General features: G+C 41.6%; 19 protein-coding genes. 9 read left to right on the top strand and 10 right to left on the bottom strand.

Annotated elements, in window-relative coordinates; all coding sequences use genetic code 11:
* Positions 1–5 precede the first annotated feature (5 nt).
* A complete protein-coding gene (locus ACKTT2_RS25170) occupies positions 6–224 on the bottom strand; it encodes a DUF6887 family protein (RefSeq protein ID WP_407891648.1) in 219 nt (72 codons plus the stop codon).
* A 303-nt stretch (positions 225–527) separates the two neighbouring features.
* On the opposite strand from ACKTT2_RS25170, the gene ACKTT2_RS25165 reads away from it, so the two are divergent.
* Positions 528–1,853: a serpin family protein gene (locus ACKTT2_RS25165; protein ID WP_407891646.1), complete on the top strand. Its 1,326-nt coding sequence runs from the start codon at positions 528–530 to the stop codon at positions 1,851–1,853.
* On the opposite strand, the gene ACKTT2_RS25160 is transcribed toward ACKTT2_RS25165, so the two are convergent.
* Positions 1,822–3,075 (bottom strand): AI-2E family transporter, encoded by a 1,254-nt coding sequence (locus ACKTT2_RS25160; RefSeq protein ID WP_407891644.1) that lies wholly within the window; start codon positions 3,073–3,075, stop codon positions 1,822–1,824. The two genes, ACKTT2_RS25165 and ACKTT2_RS25160, sit on opposite strands and share 32 nt — an antisense overlap.
* Positions 3,076–3,353: 278 nt before the next feature.
* Positions 3,354–3,482, bottom strand: coding sequence for a hypothetical protein (locus ACKTT2_RS25155; protein WP_407891642.1), 129 nt, complete (start codon positions 3,480–3,482; stop codon positions 3,354–3,356).
* Here ACKTT2_RS25155 and ACKTT2_RS25150 point away from each other — a divergent pair.
* The gene (locus ACKTT2_RS25150; RefSeq protein WP_407891678.1) at positions 3,430–3,783 is read left to right on the top strand and encodes a hypothetical protein; all 354 of its coding nucleotides are present in this window, start codon (positions 3,430–3,432) and stop codon (positions 3,781–3,783) included. The two genes, ACKTT2_RS25155 and ACKTT2_RS25150, sit on opposite strands and share 53 nt — an antisense overlap.
* A 288-nt stretch (positions 3,784–4,071) precedes the next feature.
* Positions 4,072–5,490 carry an LCP family protein gene (locus ACKTT2_RS25145; RefSeq protein WP_407891640.1) on the top strand — a complete coding sequence of 473 codons (1,419 nt, stop codon included), beginning with the start codon at positions 4,072–4,074 and terminating at the stop codon, positions 5,488–5,490.
* Positions 5,491–5,587: 97 nt separating this feature from the next.
* On the opposite strand, the gene ACKTT2_RS25140 is transcribed toward ACKTT2_RS25145, so the two are convergent.
* The gene (locus ACKTT2_RS25140; RefSeq protein ID WP_407891638.1) at positions 5,588–5,773 is read right to left on the bottom strand and encodes a hypothetical protein; all 186 of its coding nucleotides are present in this window, start codon (positions 5,771–5,773) and stop codon (positions 5,588–5,590) included.
* 56 nt (positions 5,774–5,829) lie between these two features.
* Positions 5,830–6,897, bottom strand: a complete 1,068-nt coding sequence (locus tag ACKTT2_RS25135; protein WP_407891636.1) for a glycosyltransferase family 4 protein — start codon at positions 6,895–6,897, stop codon at positions 5,830–5,832.
* 396 nt (positions 6,898–7,293) lie between these two features.
* On the opposite strand from ACKTT2_RS25135, the gene xth reads away from it, so the two are divergent.
* From xth to ACKTT2_RS25120, 3 genes are all read left to right on the top strand, one after another.
* Positions 7,294–8,076: an exodeoxyribonuclease III gene (gene xth, locus ACKTT2_RS25130; RefSeq protein WP_407891632.1), complete on the top strand. Its 783-nt coding sequence runs from the start codon at positions 7,294–7,296 to the stop codon at positions 8,074–8,076.
* A gap of 220 nt (positions 8,077–8,296) precedes the next feature.
* Positions 8,297–9,172: an SDR family oxidoreductase gene (locus ACKTT2_RS25125; RefSeq protein ID WP_407891676.1), complete on the top strand. Its 876-nt coding sequence runs from the start codon at positions 8,297–8,299 to the stop codon at positions 9,170–9,172.
* A 95-nt stretch (positions 9,173–9,267) separates the two neighbouring features.
* Positions 9,268–10,764, top strand: coding sequence for a beta-barrel domain-containing protein (locus ACKTT2_RS25120; protein WP_407891630.1), 1,497 nt, complete (start codon positions 9,268–9,270; stop codon positions 10,762–10,764).
* A 185-nt stretch (positions 10,765–10,949) separates the two neighbouring features.
* On the opposite strand, the gene ACKTT2_RS25115 is transcribed toward ACKTT2_RS25120, so the two are convergent.
* The 4 genes from ACKTT2_RS25115 to ACKTT2_RS25100 form a co-directional block, all read right to left on the bottom strand.
* Positions 10,950–11,126, bottom strand: coding sequence for a PIN domain-containing protein (locus ACKTT2_RS25115; protein WP_407891628.1), 177 nt, complete (start codon positions 11,124–11,126; stop codon positions 10,950–10,952).
* Positions 11,098–11,343 (bottom strand): type II toxin-antitoxin system VapC family toxin, encoded by a 246-nt coding sequence (locus ACKTT2_RS25110; RefSeq protein WP_407891626.1) that lies wholly within the window; start codon positions 11,341–11,343, stop codon positions 11,098–11,100. Before ACKTT2_RS25110 ends, ACKTT2_RS25115 begins: the two co-directional genes overlap by 29 nt.
* Positions 11,340–11,570, bottom strand: coding sequence for a prevent-host-death protein (locus ACKTT2_RS25105; protein ID WP_407891624.1), 231 nt, complete (start codon positions 11,568–11,570; stop codon positions 11,340–11,342). Before ACKTT2_RS25105 ends, ACKTT2_RS25110 begins: the two co-directional genes overlap by 4 nt.
* Positions 11,571–11,829: 259 nt before the next feature.
* On the bottom strand, positions 11,830–13,371 hold the full coding sequence (locus tag ACKTT2_RS25100) for a S8 family serine peptidase (protein WP_407891622.1): 1,542 nt from the start codon (positions 13,369–13,371) through the stop codon (positions 11,830–11,832).
* An 870-nt stretch (positions 13,372–14,241) separates the two neighbouring features.
* Here ACKTT2_RS25100 and ACKTT2_RS25095 point away from each other — a divergent pair.
* From ACKTT2_RS25095 to ACKTT2_RS25085, 3 genes are all read left to right on the top strand, one after another.
* Entirely contained in the window at positions 14,242–15,672 is a 1,431-nt protein-coding gene (locus ACKTT2_RS25095; RefSeq protein ID WP_407891619.1) for a flavin monoamine oxidase family protein, read from the top strand.
* Between the two features lie 57 nt (positions 15,673–15,729).
* On the top strand, positions 15,730–15,951 hold the full coding sequence (locus ACKTT2_RS25090; RefSeq protein WP_407891617.1) for a hypothetical protein: 222 nt from the start codon (positions 15,730–15,732) through the stop codon (positions 15,949–15,951).
* Between the two features lie 560 nt (positions 15,952–16,511).
* Positions 16,512–19,562 (top strand): DUF4394 domain-containing protein, encoded by a 3,051-nt coding sequence (locus tag ACKTT2_RS25085; protein ID WP_407891615.1) that lies wholly within the window; start codon positions 16,512–16,514, stop codon positions 19,560–19,562.
* A gap of 47 nt (positions 19,563–19,609) precedes the next feature.
* On the opposite strand, the gene ACKTT2_RS25080 is transcribed toward ACKTT2_RS25085, so the two are convergent.
* Positions 19,610–21,346, bottom strand: a complete 1,737-nt coding sequence (locus ACKTT2_RS25080) for a C2 family cysteine protease (RefSeq protein WP_407891613.1) — start codon at positions 21,344–21,346, stop codon at positions 19,610–19,612.
* Between the last annotated feature and the right edge of the window lie 208 nt (positions 21,347–21,554).

Here is a 21,554-nt window from a genome sequence, read left to right as displayed (position 1 = left end):
CTCCATCAAGAATGCGATTCATCTTCTCGCTCTTGACGGAATTGTTCTAGCAATTGGGGAAAATGTTTTAGATCGTCAATTGATTGTAGGGCAGGATAAAACTCCCCAGGTTCAGCGTTTACCTTGTCCATCAAGGCATAAAATGCTTCATCGTCATTTCGATGTTCGAGCATATAAGCTAGTAAATCTTTACGAGTCATCGCCTGAAAATTTGGCTTTGTCATAATAGCCTGTATAGTCCGTTACGATTGATGGGAATTGCTATCTTAATAGAACGGGCGAGGACGCCCATTCCACAAGATAGATAATTTATTTCTTGGAAATCCCTAAAGTACAAATTTATCTGCTACGGGCTGCTACAGGCTGCGGTTCCATAACTTTTTCATATATTGCACCCAATGAAAATCGCCATAGATACGTCCCTCCCGTTCACTCGTGCTGCTGCTGTTGCCAAAACTGTAACCATATAGTAAACAAGCCATTTGAAATGCCATAGTCAGAACACAGACTTAGGAGCTGATGGTAACATGAAGCAAAAAAGCAATGCTCGCGAGAATTTTTTGCAAAGACGCTATGGCGTTCGTTTGGGAAGACGTTATGCTTTTGCTGCAGCTAGCGTTGTTCTTATGGGTGTTATAGGATGTCCGCAACTTGGTAACAACACGAGCGCATACGCACAAACGAGTCAACCTCGTTCGGAGTCTCCCATGTCAAAACAACCATCATCTCCTGAAACCAAACTTGTCAATGCTAACACAAAGTTTGGTTTTAAACTATTTTCTGAAGTTCTCAAAAATGAAAGCGATCGCAATATTTTTCTTTCCCCCTCAAGTGTATCTCTTGCTCTAGCCATGACTTATAACGGAGCAAATGGTAGCACGAGAGAAGCAATGACAAAAGCGCTGGAGTTACAGGGGTTGACTCTACAACAAATCAACTCCTCTAACGCGGCGCTGAAGAAAAGTTTAGAAAATCCCGCTCCGGAAGTCAAACTATCTATTGCTAATTCGCTATGGGCAAATAAAGAAGCTAGTCTCAATCGAGATTTTATACAAAGAAATCAAGAATTTTATACGGCTAAAATAGCTAACTTAAACTTTAAAGATACAAATGCACCTAATACTATCAATCAATGGGTTAACGATAATACTGAAGGAAAAATTCCTAAAATTGTCGAAAAAATCGACCCCGACCAGGTGTTGTTCTTAATTAATGCTATTTATTTTAAAGGTCGTTGGTCGGATGAATTTGATAAAGCCCAAACAAGCGATCGCCCATTTTACCTGATATCGGGTCAGCAGAAACAACATCCTATGATGTCACAAAAAGGTGACTATAGGTATTATGAAAATCAACAATTTCAGGCAGTCAGTTTACCTTATGGTAAAGATGGTAAAGTGAGCCTTTATATTTTTCTTCCCAAACAGACATCGAGCTTAAAAAGCTTTTATCAAAATCTAAGTGCAGAAAACTGGGAAAATTGGATGACTCAGTTTAGCAAAAGAGAAGGATTAGTGCGTTTGCCTCGCTTTAAAATGGACTATGATATTAACCTAAATAACGCTCTAGCAGCATTAGGTATGAGCGAGGCTTTCAGCAATAAAGCCAACTTTTCTGCTATGGGTAAAAACCTCAAAATTAGCGAAGTTAAGCATAAAACGTTTGTTGAAGTTAATGAAGAAGGCACTGAGGCTGCTGCTGCAACTTCTGTAGGAATTATGCCACTCTCGGCTAGAGTGCCATCTAAAGAACCGTTCAGCATGATTGTCGAGCGCCCTTTCTTCTGTACGATTCGGGATAATCGGACAGGAAGCATTTTATTTATGGGTTCAATTGTGGAGCCACGTTCTTAGGATTTATTTCATTGCGATTGCCTTGAGAACTAGGAGGCAATTCTGAAACAACGGGTGCAGCTACCTCTACAGAATGATTATTTAATGGCGTCGTTCTACTGTCATCATCCGTACCTTGTGGTTGAATACAGATAGTTTCACTACCGTCAATCTCTTCCGTACTACTCGATACGGAACGTACTGCACTAAGAGCAGTTTTAATAACGACAGCAGTGGGTACTGCTACGATCACCCCTAAAAGCCCTCCAATTCTCGCACCAGTCAGAACAGAAATCAGAACCCATACAGGGTTTAAGCCAGTAAAACTACCTAGAATTCTAGGAGCTATTAAGTTTTCTAAAATTTGCTGGACAATCACTGCCGCAATCAGTACCCTTGCCCCCATTGTAAAATCTTGTAGGGCGACTATCAGTGTCGTCAAAGCTATCCCCACAGATCCACCGAAAGGAACTAAAGCCATGATACCAATGGTCAAGCCAAACAGCAGACCAAACGGTACTTTCAGCCACAGAAATGTGGGAATCAGGGCTGACGCCATACAAGTTGACGCAATTAATTGAGTAATAAAGAAATTTTGGAAACTCAAACGTACTGTTTCTGAAAAAGCGTCGCGGAATCTCGTAGGTAGCCAATCTACCAAACTCTGCCACAACTCATCCCCATGCTGCAAAAGATAGAAAGTCAAAACCATTGTTAAGAGAAAGTCCAGCAAGCTAGTCACTGTGATGACAGCCAAATTTAAAACCTGTCCAGAAATTGCTTGCAATTGTCCCTTAACGCGATCGTTAATTTGTACGACTAAAGCATCAAGGTTAATCGGTAAGCCAAGGCTATCCGCTTTCTCATTTAACAGCATCAATTGCGCTCGCCCCGAATCAATCAATTCTGGGATACGAGCCACCAGTTGCTGAGCTTGAGTTAAAGCCAGTGGGAAGAGAGTCACTCCCAAACCCAGTAAAACCGATAAAGCCAGTAAAAACACTAAAACAGCAACTTGTTCTCGCCTAGCACCGTGACGCTCCATCCAGCTTACGGGATAGTTAAGCAGAAACGCTAGCACTGACGCACCAACTAAAATGACTATCAGCGAGTGAAAGTAGTGAAAAATTGCTGAAACTGCCCAACCATTAAGCACGAGTAATGGAGCGAACAGAGCGATCGCGCTAATTCGCGATAGAGGTGAGAGTGTTTGCCACCAGTCGAAGAGCTTGCGTGTCTGCATCTGCCGATTGCGGGATACAACTAAAATAATACTATTTTCTTAAGCTTATTATCTCTGACTACATCACCGCGATCATCCCCCTAACTTAGGATTATTTGGGACTGGGGAACTCAGGACCCCCTCCTTGTTGAGGGGCAATGGGGACTGGCGATTGGCGATTGAGAATTAAAATGTTGATGATTCTTAGGTATGGAATGAGGAATTTAGTACCAACATAGGGAAGAATATTGTCAGTACCCAACACTCAACATTATCCAATCCCTATGTTCACCCCCCCGTCACCGACCTCTAACCCTCATTCCCCAATCGCCAATCCCCAATCGCCAATCCCCAATCGCCAATCCCCAATCGCCAATCCCCAATCGCCAATCCCCAATCGCCAATCCCCTATATCTAATTCCAGTCATTGGGTTTTTCCCATCGTTATGGACTCTCTACCGCCATAAAGGAAGCCGGGAACAACTTGCACTCAGTCGTCTGTCAATAACCTTGGCGTTTACCTGGCTTTTGGGATACCTCTTGTTAACAACAGTCGGCGAAAGTTCAGACTTTTTAACACTGCGTCTACTTATTCTTAATAGCTTTCTTACCTCTGGATACTTTTTAGTAAGTATTTGGTTGATTATTCGTATAGCTAAAGGCAAGTCTTACCGTTTATCTGGATTTAGTGAATTTGCCGAACGATGGATGGGAAAATACTTGTCTTAAGAACCTTATATGAAAAATCACTTTCAGTGTTTTCACTTAATTTTCTTATTATTTGGCATTTTCTCCAAATCAGCTCTAGGCAAATTAAGTTTTCTCTTGCCATACTTCAAGAAAACATCTCCGGATTTACTAAAAAGTAGGAGAATTACTGCAATAAGTGTTTTGGTTAACACTCAAGTGGTAAATTTACCGCTAATAATCAAAAAGAGTTAGTTATTATAAGTCGATTTAGCTGTTTTTAGAAGACAGCATATTTTTCACTTTTTATCAGTAAGTGTGAGGAAGTCAGTGACGATTCAAAGAACTTCGGCGCAAGGAAATTACTCAGCACCCCGCAACGACTCGATTGATAACAATACTCAAAACCATAAATCGGGGCGCTGGTTGTGGTTCTGGGTTGGAATGAGTGGTATTGCAATGGTGTCAGCAACAGCAGGAGCGCTGTTAGCGGTTTCTTTAACAAGTACACCTTTATTACAAACAAATCTCAGCCCAGATGAAGCAGCCGTGTTTGATGGCGATCGCATTTCTGGAAGTGGATTGAGGTTTTCGGAATTAACTCGTCCTGTCAACATCTTAATGATGGGAATGAGCGTACTTCCACAGGACATTCAACACCCACCAAGTGAAAGCCTCAAACTGGGTTATCATCCCCAAGTCAATTCTTTTGATGGGCTAGCTGATGTCATGCTCTTGATGCGATTCGATCCAGAGAAGAAGAAATTAGTGATGCTTTCCATTCCCAGAGATACCCGTGCAAGAATAGAAGGACATAACGCTAAGAAAATTAATGCTACAAATGTCCTTGGTGGACCAGCATTAACAGCCAAAACTGTTAGTAATGTATTGGATGGAGTAGGAATCGATCGCTATATTCGGATTAATGTTTTGGGAGTTGCCAAATTAATCGATGCCTTGGGTGGAGTCACGGTTTACGTTCCCAAGGATATGAAATACAAGGATGAATCTCAACACTTATTTATTAATTTAAAAGCCGGAAAACAGCATCTTAATGGGGACCAAGCATTACAACTTTTACGTTTTCGTCATGACGAAAATGGAGATATTGGTCGCATCCAACGGCAACAAATGGTGATGAGAGCTTTAATGGATCAATCCCTCAACCCGGCGACTGTCACTCAATTACCTAAAATTCTTAACGTTGTTAAAGACAATATTGATACGAATTTAACAGTTGAGGAGTTATTAGCACTAGTCGGCTATGGAGTGAGAACAAACCGCTCCAATATGCAAATGATGATGCTACCCGGTCGGTTTAGTCAACCAGGAGAGTTTGAAGCAAGCTACTGGGTACCAGATAAAAAGCGTGTTAGTAGCATGATGGGTCAGCACTTTGAGGTGAAATCGGAGTTGATACCTCTTTCTACCGAACCAGGTTCGCTGCATGTTGCCATTCAAGACAGTACGGGTAGTCAGAATACCAATCTCCGACCTTTAATTAAAGTGCTGCAAAAAGCTGGTTACAATAATGTCTACATTGCTAAAAGTTGGGGCGAACCTTTGGAGGTAACTCACATTGTTGCTCAACAAGGTGATGGTAACAGTGCTGAATCGATTCGCAATTTTTTAGGATTTGGGGAAGTGCGTGTAGAAAGTACGGGGAACCTCGGTTCCGATATCAGCATTCAGGTGGGGAAAGATTGGTTGGAAAAAGTACGCAACTTGGAAAACACTGTTGCACCGTAACTACAGGAAATTTTGAACCGCAGATGCACGCAGATGAACGCGGATAATTGATGGATAATTATCCGCGTTTGTCTTATTTGTTCCCAATCCCTATTTCTTAATTCTTAACCCCCACTCTATCCACAACCCCTAAGTTTCTGGTTTCAGCTTTGGACAAACGATTGACTGTTAATAATGGTATTTCTTGCCAACAAGTTTTACAAAACCAGTAAACTTCACCGTGCCGGACATGACGCAAGAGGCAATCGCCGCAACAGGGACAACTGTTGGATCGCATGCTCATATTTACGTCCTCCTTGTTAAAGAAATGTTGATATAAATGCGATAAAAAATTGTTGATTAAAATTGGATTTTGGCGGAATGAATTCGACCATTGGTATGAACGCGAGCCTCTATAATCTTGTTATAGACCGCTTCATATCCATTAACCATTTGGATAACGCTAAACTTGCTTTCTATATATTCTCGGCAAGTTTGACGGTTTAATTCCAAAGCGGCGGGAATCGTTGCTGCCATTTCTCCGTAGCTTTGGCACACAAAACCTGATATACCATTGGCAACAACTTCTGATACAGAACCCATGTTAATGGCAATGACTGGCGTACCAGTTGCCATTGATTCAATCATTACTAGACCAAAAGGTTCTTGCCAGGTAATGGGGAAAAGAGTCATAGCGGCGTTACCCAAAAGCTCGGCTTTCTCAGTATGGTTAATTTCACCTAAATACTGAATCTGATGACCATCTATTTGGGGAGCAATCTCTTGTTCAAAAAACTTAGAGTCTACTACATCTACTTTTCCTGCCATCTTCAAACGCCAACCTGTTTGTTTGGCAATGGCAATGGCATATTGCGGTCCCTTTTCTGGAGAAAAGCGTCCCAAGAATGCCAGATATGGCGGTTCTTCGTGTTTTGCTACAAAAGGATAATCATCTAGATTAATCCCGTTGTAAACTGTGCCTGCATAGTTTAAATCTATTTGACGTTGCGCGTTACTAATGCTGACGTAAGGTTGCTTGTGGTGATGGGAATAGACGTGCCGATTGTCTTGTGTAAATCTACCGTGCAGGGTATGCACTGTAGGCGTTGGCACTAAACTCGCCAAAGGTAACGCTGAGATCCCTACATGAGAGTGAATGATATCGAATTCCGATGCTAACTGGTAGACTTGGCTGAGTTCTAGCATTTCATACACTGCGTACTCTTTGACGTTTGGGTCTAAGCGTAATGCACAAGGATAGACTGCTTCTAACCTAGCTAGAGTTTGCGAGTCACCAGATGCAAACAGCGTAACATCATGACCTCTTTTTACAAGTTCGTCAGTCAAACGACTTACAACTAGTTCAATTCCTCCGTATGTTGGAGGTGGAACTCGTTCCCATAAGGGAGCTACTTGAGCGATTTTCATAAGTGTTCTGGTTCAGCAGCTTGTACTAGTCTATTACTAGGGTTTATAACCGATTGGGTCAAGCATTTATACTTACCTATCTGATTCTTAAGTTAACTCAAATATTTTGCAAGAGTGCAATTTCGGTTAACCATACCTAGAAATAGTCACCAACAAGTTACGGAGAGCGGTTATAACGATTTAGCAACTACACTCTTAATATAAAGCTGTTTGCGGAAGTTTATCATCTACCTTGGGGATCATAAAAATACTAAAGTTTTGTTACCGATCGCACTAAATGTTTAGAAGGGATCGATTCTTTTGACTGATAGCTAACTCTTGACCAACAACCATTGACCGAGGACTATTATCTATTGACTATCGATCGCTACCTACTGATAAATCTTTGTAAAAAAAATGAAAGTGGCTACTTGGAATGTCAACTCAATTCGCACTCGCATTGGACATGTTATCGATTGGTTGAACCAAAATCGGGTTGATGTGCTCTGTATGCAAGAGACTAAAGTTATCGATCCTGAATTTCCGCGTGCGCTATTTGAGGAATTAGGATATCACCTTTACATATCAGGACAAAAATCATATAACGGTGTTGCGATCGCGAGTTGCCAACCCTTAACGGATGTCAGCAGTAGTTTTTATGATGTTTTGTCAAATTTAGAACCAGAATGGGACGTGCAAAAACGGATGATTACAGGAATTATAGATAATGTCAGGATTATTAATCTTTATGTGCCAAACGGCTCCTCTGTGGGAAGCGAAAAATACGATTACAAACTCCGTTGGTTAACAGTGCTGCGCGAGTACTTAAAAACACTTCTAGTGTCCTCACCCAGTATTTGTATGTGTGGGGACTTTAATATAGCTTTAGAAGATAGGGATATTCATAGCGGGGCGAGCGCAGAAAATCAAATTATGGCTTCCGTTGCAGAGCGCCAAGCCCTAAGAGAGGTTTTGTCATTGGGATTCAGCGATGTTTTTCGGAAATTTACCTCAGAAAGCGGGCATTATAGTTGGTGGGATTATCGGGCTGCAGCGTTTCGACGAAATCTCGGTTGGCGAATCGACCATCATTATCTCACACCAGACTTATACGAGCGTGCTACAAGCTGCTTTATTGACGTTACTCCTAGAAAATTAACTCAACCAAGCGACCATGCTCCTGTAGTTGTGGAATTTTAGAATTTTGTCTGTTGTTATTTGTTGTTTGTCCTTTGTAATTTAGAGATGTAGCGGTTCTTACTTGGGTGCAATACACAAAAAAGTTATGGAACCGCACCCTTAACGCAGATGCACGCGGATGAAGCCTTACCTCATTCGGATAAAAATCGCTATAAATAACCCAAGGACTAACAACTAATGACCAATGACCAATGCCCAATTAGCAATTAGCATGCATCCTATGTTTCTAGTTACTGGAGCCACTGGAGGAATAGGTCGCCGAGTCGTGCGACTTTTGCGGGAACAGGAAAATCATGTACGGGCGTTTGTTCGCCTTACGTCACGATACGGTGAGTTAGAACACAGAGGAGCAAGTATCTTCATTGGCGATTTGCGCCAACAGCAAGATATCCAGAAAGCTTGTCAAGGTATGCGGTACATCATTAGCGCTCACGGTTCTGATGGTGATGCCTTATCCTTAGACTACCGCGCTAATATTGAACTGATTGACCAGGCAAAAGCGAATGGAGTGCAACACTTTGTGTTCATTTCTGTATTAGGAGCAGATCGGGGTTATGAAGATGCTCCCACGTTCAAAGCCAAACGAGCAGTAGAAAAATACCTGGAAACTAGTGGTTTAAACTACACTATTTTACGTCCAGCTGGATTAGCATCGGATTTGCTACCATCAGCAGAAAGGTTTCGAGAAACAGGGTTATACTTGCTCGTAGGCGACCCTAAAAATCGTACCTCAATTGTCAGTACGGATGATTTGGCTAGTATCGTGGTGGATTCTGTAACATTGGAAGCTGCTCGCAATCAAACTTTTACTGTTGGCGGCCCCTCAATTTTACTACGAGAGGATATTCCCAAAATTTTTAGTCGCGTCTTTAATAAAGAACCAGTTATTATCAATCTACCACTGTTTCTTGTTGATGTAGCACGCGGGGGATTTGGTTTATTGAATCCCCAACTACAGAAAAACTTGGGTACTTTCCGCACGTTACTAGCAAATGAATTTTTCTGTAAACATGAGGAGATTGCTAAAGTAGAAGCAATTTTCAATTTTCAATTGGAAACACTAGAAAACTTCCTACGCCGATATTTGGCAGTTTAATTGGGGATTGGGGATTGGGGAATAGCGATTGGGAAATTCTTTCACCCAATCCCTAATCCCCGATCCCCAGTCCCTAGTCCCTAATCTAACTTTTTATGAAATATTCCCTAGTAGCAAGTGCAGCTCAAGCACGTAAAACAAAACAGCGTTTCGCTAAACCAGACGAACAACTTTCTTATGAACTGGGTAAGGCAGTTCAAGAATTGCCACCTTTGTATACTAGATTGTTGGCAGGAACAATTAGTGTAGTGGTATTTGGAGCGATCGCATGGGCGCATTTGTCCCAAATTGATGAAGTGGCGACAGCACCGGGCGAGTTAATTGCGTCTTCACAGGTTCGTCCCGTAACCGCTTTAGGCAATGGCTCAATTCTCACCGTAAACGTAAGAGAAGGCGAGCGTGTTGTCAAAGATCAAATCTTGATTCAACGCGATCCTGATTATCAACAAGTTGATGTTGCGCGTCTGTCGCAATCTACCAAGCTAATTCAAGAAGACTTGCGGCGTCTCGATGCAGAACGCACGGGAGCTAAAACAGCAGGAACGCAACTCCAAGACGAACTGTTAAATTCGCGTTTGCGAGATTTCCGGGCGAGTCAAGCAGCAGCTGAAGCTGAAGCTAAGCGTCAGTTAGCCAGAATGGATCAAGCCAAAGTACGATTAACGCGATTGCAAGAAAATTTGGTAAATGCTAGAACCAGCGTTGCCAATGCCAGAACTAACCTTGCTAACTCTCAAAATCTCCGTGCTAAAGTGGAAAATAGTTTGACTATTGCTAAGCAAAGAGAACAAGGTCTAAAAACTTTAGTCGGTCCCGGTGCTATACCCAGAGTTGATTACTTAGACGCACAAGAAAGACTCAACCGTGCAAATGCGGAAATTACTAGGGCGAGTGATGAAATTACAAACTCTCAAAACAGAGTTATAGAAGCTCAAGATAAAGTTAAATCTTTAGAAAAAGATATTGATGCTCAAGCCCAAGAAATCCGTCAAGCCGAACAAGCATATCAAGCAGCACAGAATCAAGCAGAAAAAGTAGCATCAGAACGCCAAAGTGAAATTTTAACTCAAATTAATAAGCGTAAAGAAGAATTGACCACTGTTCAAGGTCAGTACGAGCAAGCAAAGAAGCAAAAAGATATGGAAACTATTAAATCTCCAGTTTCCGGTACTGTTTACAGAGTCAAAGCAACTAAGGGACCAGTACAAGCAGGTGAAGAATTGCTGTCAATTTTACCTGAAGGCGAAGACCTCCTTTTGGAAGTCAAAGTGCTCAATCGCGACATTGGTTTTATTCGTGAGGGAATGAGAGCAAAAGTTAAGATGGCAACTTTTCCTTTCCAAGAATTTGGCACAATTGATGGCGAAGTGGTACAAGTTAGTCCCAATGCCATTGTTGATAAGGAAATGGGCTTAGTTTTTCCCACAAGAATTAAGTTGAACAAGCACGTGGTTACGGTACGAGGTCAAGAGGTTGCATTTACTCCAGGGATGACAGCTTCAGGAGAAATTGTGACTCGTAAGAAGTCAGTTTTGACTTTTATTATGGAGCCAATTACTCGTCGATTTAGCGAAGCTTTTTCTGTTAGGTAATATTGGGGACTGGGGACTAGGGATTGGGGATTAGGGACTTGGGATTAATCAGGTTTTATTATTATGTTTCTTGTGGTACGGGCGTCCTCGCCCGTACCACAAGAAATTTTAATCATCGGCATACATTTGCAATTCTATAACTTTTTTGTCTATTGCACTCAAGTAAGAACTATCATTTGTATATTTCACCAAATAACTAAAGGATAGAAGTCAGCTATTTCTCGATCTGCTGTAATAAGGGAAGCTTGGTTTCTTGTGGCAACTGCTACAACTACTCTATCTACTGGATCTCGATGTTCCCATTTTAATTTGACACTCTCTAACCAAATTTCTTCAATCGATTGGGATAATACAGATCGCATTAGATTTTTTTAGAGTTGCAACGTAATCATCAATATCTACTCCTAGATCTAATTTCCGATTTTTGACCTTGATAGCTATTTCCCACACAGATGTTGATGGAACGAGACCATTTTTATCCTGCTCCATCTGCTCACAAGCTTTTTTCGCACGCTGAGACAGTTTGTCAGGATCTAAACTCCACCAAATGAGGGTGCAGGTATCAAGGACAATTTTCATACTTCTTGCCACTCTTCAGTAGTTGGGGTAGTTAAATCTTCAAAATACTTAACTTTACCACGCATATTCTTAAATAATTCTTCAGTTGAAGGAGTTTGTTCGTATTGAGAAATTTTGACAACTGGTTTGTTTCCATCAGTTACTAAAATTTCTTCACCTTCTAACTCTACAAGTTGTAAAACCTCTAGTAAATTAGCTTTTAGTTCAATCTTGTCAACTGTTTTCATACTTTTAATTTTCGATTATAAAGGCTAATTCTTGGTACGAAGAACTAATTATATTATTTTAATATATAGGAAGTTTAAATGACTATAAAAAACTTTAAGCACTGTAGGGAAGCCACTCTCGTGTGTGTCTTTATGGGTGTTGAGAAAAGTGAGGTTGGGCATTTGCTCACCAACTAAAGCTTGTGGTAGACAATGCCTACCCTACTCCTTTCTCCTTATCCTCATCTACTTTGTCCCCTCTGTCCCCAATCTTTAGTCGCTATTTTCCAGAAAAATATTGGTCGATTATTTTTTCAAGTTCTCCCATAATCTTCTCGAAATCTTCCGTACCGTCATCTTTGTCTTTTTCATCTTTCTCCTTATCCTTATCGCTTACGCTATACCTAGCAATGTTGAAAGTATTTCCACTACTAAATACTTTTGAGCGAAGAATAGAATTTTCAGATGTCTCATTATTCTTAATTTTCGGTTGGAGACTAAAAGCAGACTCTTGAGCACTGCTCAACTGATTTGGTAATTTAGGAATTTCACTTGTCCAGCTACTAACATCTGGCATAGACAAAGAAGCCAATTCTCCTGTCTTGCTAAAGCCATCTTCGTATTGTTTAATACGGAAACTAGATGGTGTCCAATTGCTATCTGAAACAAAGCTAGATAGATTTAAAGTTGTTGTTTGCGTACTATTGCCAGAAGTTTCTGAGAGAATTTGACAGACTTGAGCATCGGTTAAGTTTTTGTTAGCACTAAGCATCAAAGCAACAACACCAGCAACATGGGGCGTTGCCATTGATGTTCCACTGTAAACAGTATAGCCATTATTTGGAATTGTAGAGTATACATTAACTCCGGGTGCAGTTACGTAAGTGATGGGATTACTTCCTGCTTTGTTAGAGAACTCGGCTAAGTTGTTATCCTTGTCTACTGCTCCAACCGCAATTCCATGTTTTTCCGCGTAACGGGCGGGATACGCTGGTTGCGAATCGCTTTCATTACCAGCTGCCATAACCACGATCGCGCCCCGACTACTGGCATAATCAAGGGCTAACTCCAAAAGAAAGTCGCCAGAACTCCCACCCAAACTGAGATTAATGACATTAGCACCATTGTTTACAGCATAGTAAATTCCATTTGCGATCGCAGCATAAGATCCTACACCAGAGTCATTCAATACTTTCACTGCCATAATTTTGGCATCATAGGCAATACCCGTGACGCCGACGTTATTGTTTGCACCTGCAATAGTACCAGACACGTGAGTGCCATGACCGTAGGTATCTAAAGTATCTTTGTTATCTCCGTCAAAGTTCCACCCGTAAACATCATCTATGTAACCATTGTCGTCGTCATCTATGCCATTGTCGGCAATTTCTTTGCTATTCGTCCAAATATTTGTTTGTAAGTCATTGTGGTTGCGATCGACGCCAGAATCTAAAACAGCAACAACAACACCTTGACCTGTATATCCTTGTTTCCACACTTCTGGAGCTTTTACAAAATCGGCTCCCCAATCTTTACCGCCAAGGTCGGAAACGTCAGCAAAAGTTTCTTGAGCGATCGCTTGAGAAACTGTTGCTGCTGCATTAATCGAACCATAACCAGACGTAGGGCTAAACTGATTATTAGCAGACGTGTTATAAGTTGTTACATCTGTTTCTAAAGTTTCTACACTTGGATTAAAACGACTACTGTTAAGGCTCAAGTTATAGTCATTGCTAGAATCAAAGCAATTTACTGAGGAGATAGAAGGAATAGTTAGCCCTTTATCGGAAGATAAACTTTTACTCGTAATATCATGGGGCATCAGTATTTTCTCCTCACTCAAGTCTATCTTGTTAGTAGTTAGTGGTTAGTCACTAGAAAGACTAACAATCTTTGTATTAAAATACGTAATTTTACGCACATTAGTTTCAAAACTCTATTTAGAGTTTTTCATGTAAATTACGTCTCTATGTAGAAATTACTATTGAATTTGAAAAAAAAAAGATAACTATTTGACAAATATTCTTTTTTTAAAAGTTTTGAAGTTTATAGCTCGATCGAATTCATGAAAATGACGTGTCGGCGAGATACTGAGCAATACTATACCCATTCGCATCCTTGTAGAGACAAGGGTTAACCCTTGTCTCTACAAGGATACGATTAACCCTTGTCTCTACATCAACGGGAATTTTGAAATTAAATTCCCATATTCATCCATATTTTTTTCCTCCATACACAATCACTTCTAAACAGATACATTGCTATCGCCCTCCTACCCCCCTGAACGGTTACCTCCTACCTTCTGAAATCATTTCAACAAATAAGTGCATAAATTGACTGTGCGATTACCTATTAAAAAATCAGGAAAGCTATCTAAATTTAGTTGACTTGACAGTCAATTGAAATAGTTTTATACACACATTATTAGAGTTTTGTCAATGCTTATGCTTCGTAAAATTGCTGAAATTGGTTAATAACTGAGCGTTAATATGATGACGCTGGCACTACTGCTGTGCTACTTCAACTGGGAGTTAGAGGAACTATACGGAGTCTTATTGACTCGATTATGGCACTCGATCTCTACATAGGGGCGAGCGATCAAAAAGGTTGCAGGGGTGCGATGCGTTTACTTGAAAGCCGCTGCTATTTGTTGTAAAAGACACTACCCAATTCATTACACATGAAACGAACCATGACTAACAGAAGTTTTAATCGCCGTGAATTCTTGTGGGGACTTAGCCAGTCTGTCCTAACCTCTCTCATTTTAGGACGAGCATGCCAGCAGGTAGCAGCAGAGAGCAAGCCCACCTCGGTGTTAGTTCTTGGTGCTGGTCTTTCGGGGTTATATACGGCGTTGCTGTTAGAGGCAAAGGGACTAGCAGTGACTGTACTAGAAGCACGCGATCGCGTTGGAGGTCGCGTCTATACTCTAGACAATATTCCTGGTAAACCAGAAGCAGGAGGTCAAGCATTCAATGAGAATTACCAGCGCTTGCTAACTCTCAGCAAAAACTTGCAAGTACCTACAGAACAAATAAGCGTGTCAAATCGAGAACTACTGCTTTACATACGAGAGCAACCTGTGCTGTCATCAGATTGGGCTGGATCTACCGCAAACTTGCTAGCAGCAACAGAACGTAATACACTGCCACCGCAACTACTAACATCTTACCTCAGCCCAGATAATCCTTTACCAGACGAGACAGCCTGGACAAAGGCAGAATATTTTGCTCTCGACATTCCCTTAGAGCAATATTTGAGTACCAAAGGCGCTTCCCCGGAAGCTTTGCGCCTAATGAATTTTAATCCTGGTTCCTTCTTCAATAGCGTAAGGGCTACCTCTGCTCTCTGGGCACTCCGAAATAATCAAAGAGCCAAGATTCCAAGTCAACAACCTATGCGGATTGACGGTGGGAACTCTCGCCTACCAGAAAAAATGGCAGATGCTCTTAAGTTTCCCGTTCAAATGAACAAGATAGTCACATCTATCCAGTCGAGTGACACTAGAGTAGGAGTTGAATGTGCTGATGGTTCAAAGTTTCAAGCTGACTATGCTATCGTTACTTTGCCATTTTCTGTGTTACGTGGGATACAAGTATCTCCTCCTTTACAAGGTAGACAGGCTGAAGCAGTAGCAGAATTACCCTATACGATTGTGACGCGGATTCAATTGGCAGTTCGCCGTCCCTTCTGGGAAGAAGATGGATTTCCCACACAAATGTGGACGGACACGCCACTTCAGTCCATTTCTCCTATAGAAGATGCAACAGGAATGCAAAACCTAGTATGCATTACAGGTGGTGCTAAAGCTCAGCAGTTGGATGCCATGAATTCGCAGGTATTAGCCGAATTTGTCCAATCCGAACTGGCGCGAATCCGCCCCGCCAGCAAAGGGAATGTGGAGATAACCAGTGTTGTTTCCTGGGGTCGCGATCCGTTTGCACGAGGTGCTTATTCTCACTTTGCACCCGGACAAATCCGCCGCTTTCAAGACAAAATGGCTCAACCTTGGTACAGGATTCACTTTGCTGGCGAACACACAGCAATCGCTTCTGCAGGCATGGAATCGGCTTTAGAATCAGCTGAGCGAGTAGCGAACGAAGTTTTGGCGCGTATAGAGTAAATGAAGCGGTTGCAAACTAGTAGTTAGTAATTAGTAGCAACTAATCACTAACTACTCATGTTGCACTCGGATGTAACATATGCACCTGAAAAATATGATTATCATGAATTTAGTACGGTGTTTGAGAGCGTTGAGCAATTCAACAAAACAGAACCAGGACTCAAGATACAAACTTCGGGTTTTGAGATATCCTTCCTCTATGGTTTCCGAAGTAAACTACCTGACAAAGAAGCAGAAGCTGTGCGAAGAGCATATCTTGAGTATTACAATAAAGTTTAGCGGGTAAAACTTAAACATAGATTTTTATAATGAACACCTTTGAGACTTCCAAAACTTTGGAGGATAAGTTACAATAAGCTATTTATCCAAATTTAGGTTAGCAAAGGCACTGCGTCCTCACATAAAAGTAGAAATATGCAAATTATGTCTTTCTGTAGGTAGGCTTAATTAATCCGTCAATAGCAGTAGTGCAAGCATCTCGCTCGCGGGGTTTTCAACCCGCACTGCATCTTATATTTAATCCAACCCACTTACTTATGTAGAAATTACTATTTAATCAAATAAAAAAAAGATAATTATTTGACAAATATTATTTTTTAAAAGGTTTTGTATTTTCTAGCATTCCTAAATTCATGAAATGTAAATGGGGTTGCGATCGCATTTCCTACACTTTTCTTCTGTATTTTTATCTACTCAGTAATAATTCGGAAAGATTAAAAACTATTTGTATAAGGAATATAAGTATTATCTTTGGAGTCAAAATATGATTTATATTACAGAATATTTTACAAATAACTTCTCGATCGGTATAAAAATCGATTCAATATAGAGAGAAAAACATGACAACAGCTTATGTTATTAGTAACAACACCCTGATATCATTTGATACCTCTAACCCCGATAACCCTAACGCTGGCGTCCCCATTACTGGACTCGCGGCAGGTCAGAATCTAGTAGGTATTGACTTCCGTCCCCAAAACGGCAAACTCTACGGAATCGCTAGCGATGGTATGGGCAATGCCCAACTTTATGCCATCAGTACCCAAACTGGATCGGCTGTTGCTGTCGGGACATTGGGGCAATTTGTTGATGGTACGGGTAACACAATTGCAATTACAGGTTCCGGCTTTGGAGTAGATTTCAACCCAACTGTCGATCGCCTCCGCATTGTGACCTCAAGTGGACTAAACTTTCGCGTTAACCCAAACACTGGAGCAGCGATCGACGGTAATATGCTTGTGGCAAATACCAATCCTGATGGTTCGATCGGTGGTGGTACCACTACAGTTGACGCCACAGCATACACAAACAGCACTCCCAACGTTACAGCAACGACACAATACACCCTGGATTCAGTTACTAATACATTATTCATTCAAAATCCCCCCAACAATGGTACCCAGACATCACCACTGGTAGTAACTCTTAATGGCAGCCCTCTGGACTTTACTAACGTCAATGGCTTTGATATTCCATCAAGTGTTAATGTCTCAGCATCAAATACTTCAGCAACTGGACAAGCATTTGCCGCTCTTACGGTTGGTGGTCAAGCTGGACTTTACGCTCTAGAGCTTTCTACTGGTGCTGCGACATTGGTTGAAACGGTTGGTGGTGGCACAGATCCAGTTCAAGGGTTTGCACTCCAAAATGAAGTGGTTCCTGACGGCTTACCCCTAATTGGATTGACTGCAGATGGTACTCAACTTCTTCGCTTCAATAGCGCCAGTGCTCGAACAGCGATCTCCGCGCCTGTTACTGGTGTAGCCGCAGATGAGACCCTAGTGGGCATTGACCTACGTCCAGCGACTGGGCAGTTATACGGACTGGGAATTAACAATGTAGCTAACACAGGCAGTCTATACCTGATCGATCCTCAAACTGGAACAGCAACAATCGTAGGTGGGCAAGCAGGGCAAATTGCCTTTGTTGATGCTCTTGGCAATCCTGTGGATTTACCCTCTGCTGACACTGGTTTTGGTTTTGATTTTAATCCAACAGTCGATCGCATTCGTGTCGTCACGGGTACTGGGTTGAACTTCCGCCTCAATCCAATTACAGGTGTCGCTGTTGATGGAAATGCCGGAGTCGCAGGTATTAACCCAGATGGTTCAGTTAACGGACTTCCTACAGGTTCAGTTGGGATTTCTGCTAGTGCTTACACCAACAGCTTCAATGGAACCACTGTTACAACTCAATACACTCTGGACTCAACTAGCAACAGCTTGTTTATTCAGAACCCGCCTAATAATGGCACGCAAACAGTTCAATTACCAGTGACTCTTAACAGTGCTCCATTAGACTTTACTGAAGCTAGCGGTTTCGATATTCCTTCAAATGTACGGGTACAAGCATCAAACGCAGCAGCATCCGGACGGGCGTTAGCAGCATTGAGAGTCGGGGGAGTCACTAATTTGTATGAAATCGAACTCAGTACTGGGGCGGCTACCTTTCTTAGTCCCATCGGTACAGGTGCAACAAGTTTAGCTGGTTTAACGGTTGGTGAAGCTCCTATTGGCGCGGTGGCATTTGGCACGCCTTCCTATACCGTTGCTGAGAATGGTAGTGCGATCGCGCTCAATCTAGTTCGCACAGGTGGTTCGAGAGGGGAATTTACGGTAAGTGTAGCTGCTACAGGTGGAACAGCAACTGCTGGTACTGACTACACTGCCAATCCTATAACCGTGACTTTTGCTGACGGTCAGACGACTGCCTCTGCTACCTTAAATATTACTGATGACAGCCTGACTGAAAGCAATGAGACAGTTTTACTGGCTTTGAGGAATCCGACGAATGGATCTGTTTTAGCTTCTCAGGACACTGCTACCCTTAATATTACTGACAATGATACTGTTGGCAATACTGTTGGCACGATCGCGGCTAATTTTGCTGCCAACGGTAGTGCTATTATCTCTACCACTAACAAAGTTCAAAATTTTGTACAGTTTTCTTTATCCAGTCAAAAGAATGCTTTTGTCAACGAGATTGTTGCTTTCACGGTTGATGACGATTTGGGTACAATCAATGGTATTGCCCCTAATGCCACAGGCTACCTTGATGCTGCGAGCGCTCGTTCCCGTACCATCTTCTCCACACTCAATAACAATCCAAATGGCTTTGGTACTGGTGGATTATCAAGTACTTTAGATTTTGGGTCTAATGCACGTTTTTCGACTTTCTTGATTCAAAACGGTAGCCTTGATGAATTGCGAGCAGGACAGATTTCTAGGAACAATGTCTTTTTTAGTAACCAGACTTCGGTACGTATTTCTAATACGACTGCTAGTAATTTCACCTTTGGCTTTGAAGATAGTCCCAACACTGGTAGTAATGACTTTAATGATGTAGTGCTACAGGTGAATCTGGTTAGCCAAGATACATTAGCAGGGACTGCATTACAGGGACAAGGACAGAGCGAGGTGCTAGATTTTAGCTCTCTCACAGGACAAGTCAATACTTCATTTACGGTTAATCGTGAAGCAGCCTTCGACAATTTTGTAGGATTTTACCGCGTGGTAGACCAGAATGGTGGAATTGATACCAATGGCGATGGTATCGCAGACATCCTGCCGGGTGACACAGGTTATGCTCAAGCAGCGGTGAGTAATCGTGTAACAGGAATTGACTTAAGTGTAGGAAACCAACAAACAGCAACCGTCTCAGGACAGTTTGCAGGTGGCTCTATTTTTGCTCCTTTCTTAATTGCAAATGGCTCAGTGAACCAGGTTCTTAGCGGTCAAAAGTTAGATGAGGTATATTTTGCCTATTTGGGAGCAAATTCCGATCGAGTCGATCGTATTCGCCTTCTCGGTGACAATACGTTCGGCTTTGAGGATTTACCAGGTGGCGGAGATAAGGACTTTAACGATGTCATCGTGCGTGTGACTATTTAAGCTACTAATGAAGACAGGCGTCTCGCCTGTCCTACGCCACTAACAACTTACACAGTTGTATCCCAGTAACTGAAGTTTGACTGAAGTTCGCTCCAACTGGCTTCGATAATACCTGGTTTAGCAGCGTTTGTATTCATACCCCAAGGATTGAAAAGGGCAAATTTTTGCGTAGAAGCATTGTAACCAACAAGTGAGTAAGCATGACCTGCTACTACATTTGCTGCGACTCCAGAGGTTTTTGAACCAAATCCAACAAGTTGTTCAGAATTGAAGGCATTGATGATTGAGTTACAATCAATAGCTTTTCCTAGAGCAGATTTTTTGCCTGTAATTTGTGCAAAGGCATCACTTATGTACCCTCCATTCCCAATACCTTCGTAAGTGTTGGTATTGTTTTGGAAAATCCATCCCGATTCATTTAGTTGAGCGTAAGCCTTTTCAGCAAAGGCAACCCATAATTCATTGCCAGCATTGGTGTAGTGACTGCCTTTACTTGCATAAATAAAGGCTCCAGATGCATCTGTGGGTAAATATCTGTCTACTGTGACGTAATCTGCAACTCCATTTCGGAAAAAGCGTACTGTAAAGGTGTTGTCACCATTGTCAATGAACATACTCTCTATTGTACTAGGGGTACGAGAGGCTGTTGATGCCAGTCCTGCTAAGAAATAGCAGTCATTCATACCGCCTTGTTTTACATCCTCGTAGCTAACCCTATTTTGGAACAAAGAACCACTTGCAAATTGATAGGTGTAAGAGCTTTGCGGGCGATCGCTCCCATAAAACCATTTGTTAATCAAGTTTTCTAGTTGAACATCGCTACTACCAGCAGCCAAATTTCCCAAAGAGTTTCCTTGATACTTTTGATTGGCAGTATCACTATTTATAACTTTGTTGGATAGAACTCTAACGTGGTCAAATATTTTTATGTAAGAGGTATTACTTACCAATGTACGGAGATCTGATAGTTCAGTAGCATCTACCACACTACCATCTTTTGACTCGCGAAGAATAGAGATGATATCATTGCGATCTAACAAACCATCACCAAAACGCAACCTTGCAGACGAACGTATGACTTCATCTTGAATATTTTGGTCAAACCAATCCGGTACGGCTCCGACTTTAAAAGCTGTTTGCATACTTTGAGTGCTAGCACCTAGTTTGTCATAAGCTTTTGCAAGTAATTGGTAGTTACCGCTAGATAGGCTATTTAGAGAGTACGTAAAGCTGCCATAATGACTGTCAGTGTTATCAACAGCGAACTGTACGGCATCGCTAATATCCTGCCAATGACTACCATCTTTTTGCAGCCAAAAGTCAACTCGTGCCAAATCACTTGCACCGTTAGGGTCGAAAACTTTAGCATTGGAAAGACTGACTGTCTCTCCAGCTTTATAAGAGCCTTTATAGGTGTTGAATTGTAGGGATTGTGGTGCTTCGTTTTGAAAAGCTTTTAAGTTGTAACTAGTATTTGCACTACCAATCCGAGAAACTTGAATGTAGTAAGTGCCTGCACCTACAGTAATACCTAAAGATTCAGCCGTGTTGTGACGGTTATGCGAGCCTGCAATAGTCGAACCATTGCTATCGAGTAACTGTAAATCTGCATCTGCTGAAAGACCATCAAGATTTAGACTCAGACTACTACTTCCACTGAGACTAAAACTATAGAAATTATCTGGATTACGCCGACCTAATGAACCTACAAAAGTTTGGTTGCTTGTAGTAATGTTTATACTTAAAGATGTGTCAAGGCTTTGACTGGTAAAATTGTTTTGCATAAAAATATATGTGTCCTGTTGCTGCAAAGATTTGATAGACAAACCAATCAGAACCTAAGCTAGGTAAAGGTTTTACAAAAAGCTCGATGTATGAGATTCAAGGTATGTTATTCAATAATGCTTGCAGCAACTTGAAAACAGCCACGCTAAAAGCACGTAACTTTTTTAACAGAAAAATATTATTATATCAGTATAAACACATTTATAA

Source organism: Scytonema hankhaensis NUACC26, from assembly GCF_045865695.1.
Taxonomy (GTDB): domain Bacteria; phylum Cyanobacteriota; class Cyanobacteriia; order Cyanobacteriales; family Nostocaceae; genus Scytonema.
The sequence above is the reverse complement of the archived record's forward strand: the minus strand, read 5'-3'. Positions and strand labels throughout refer to the sequence as shown.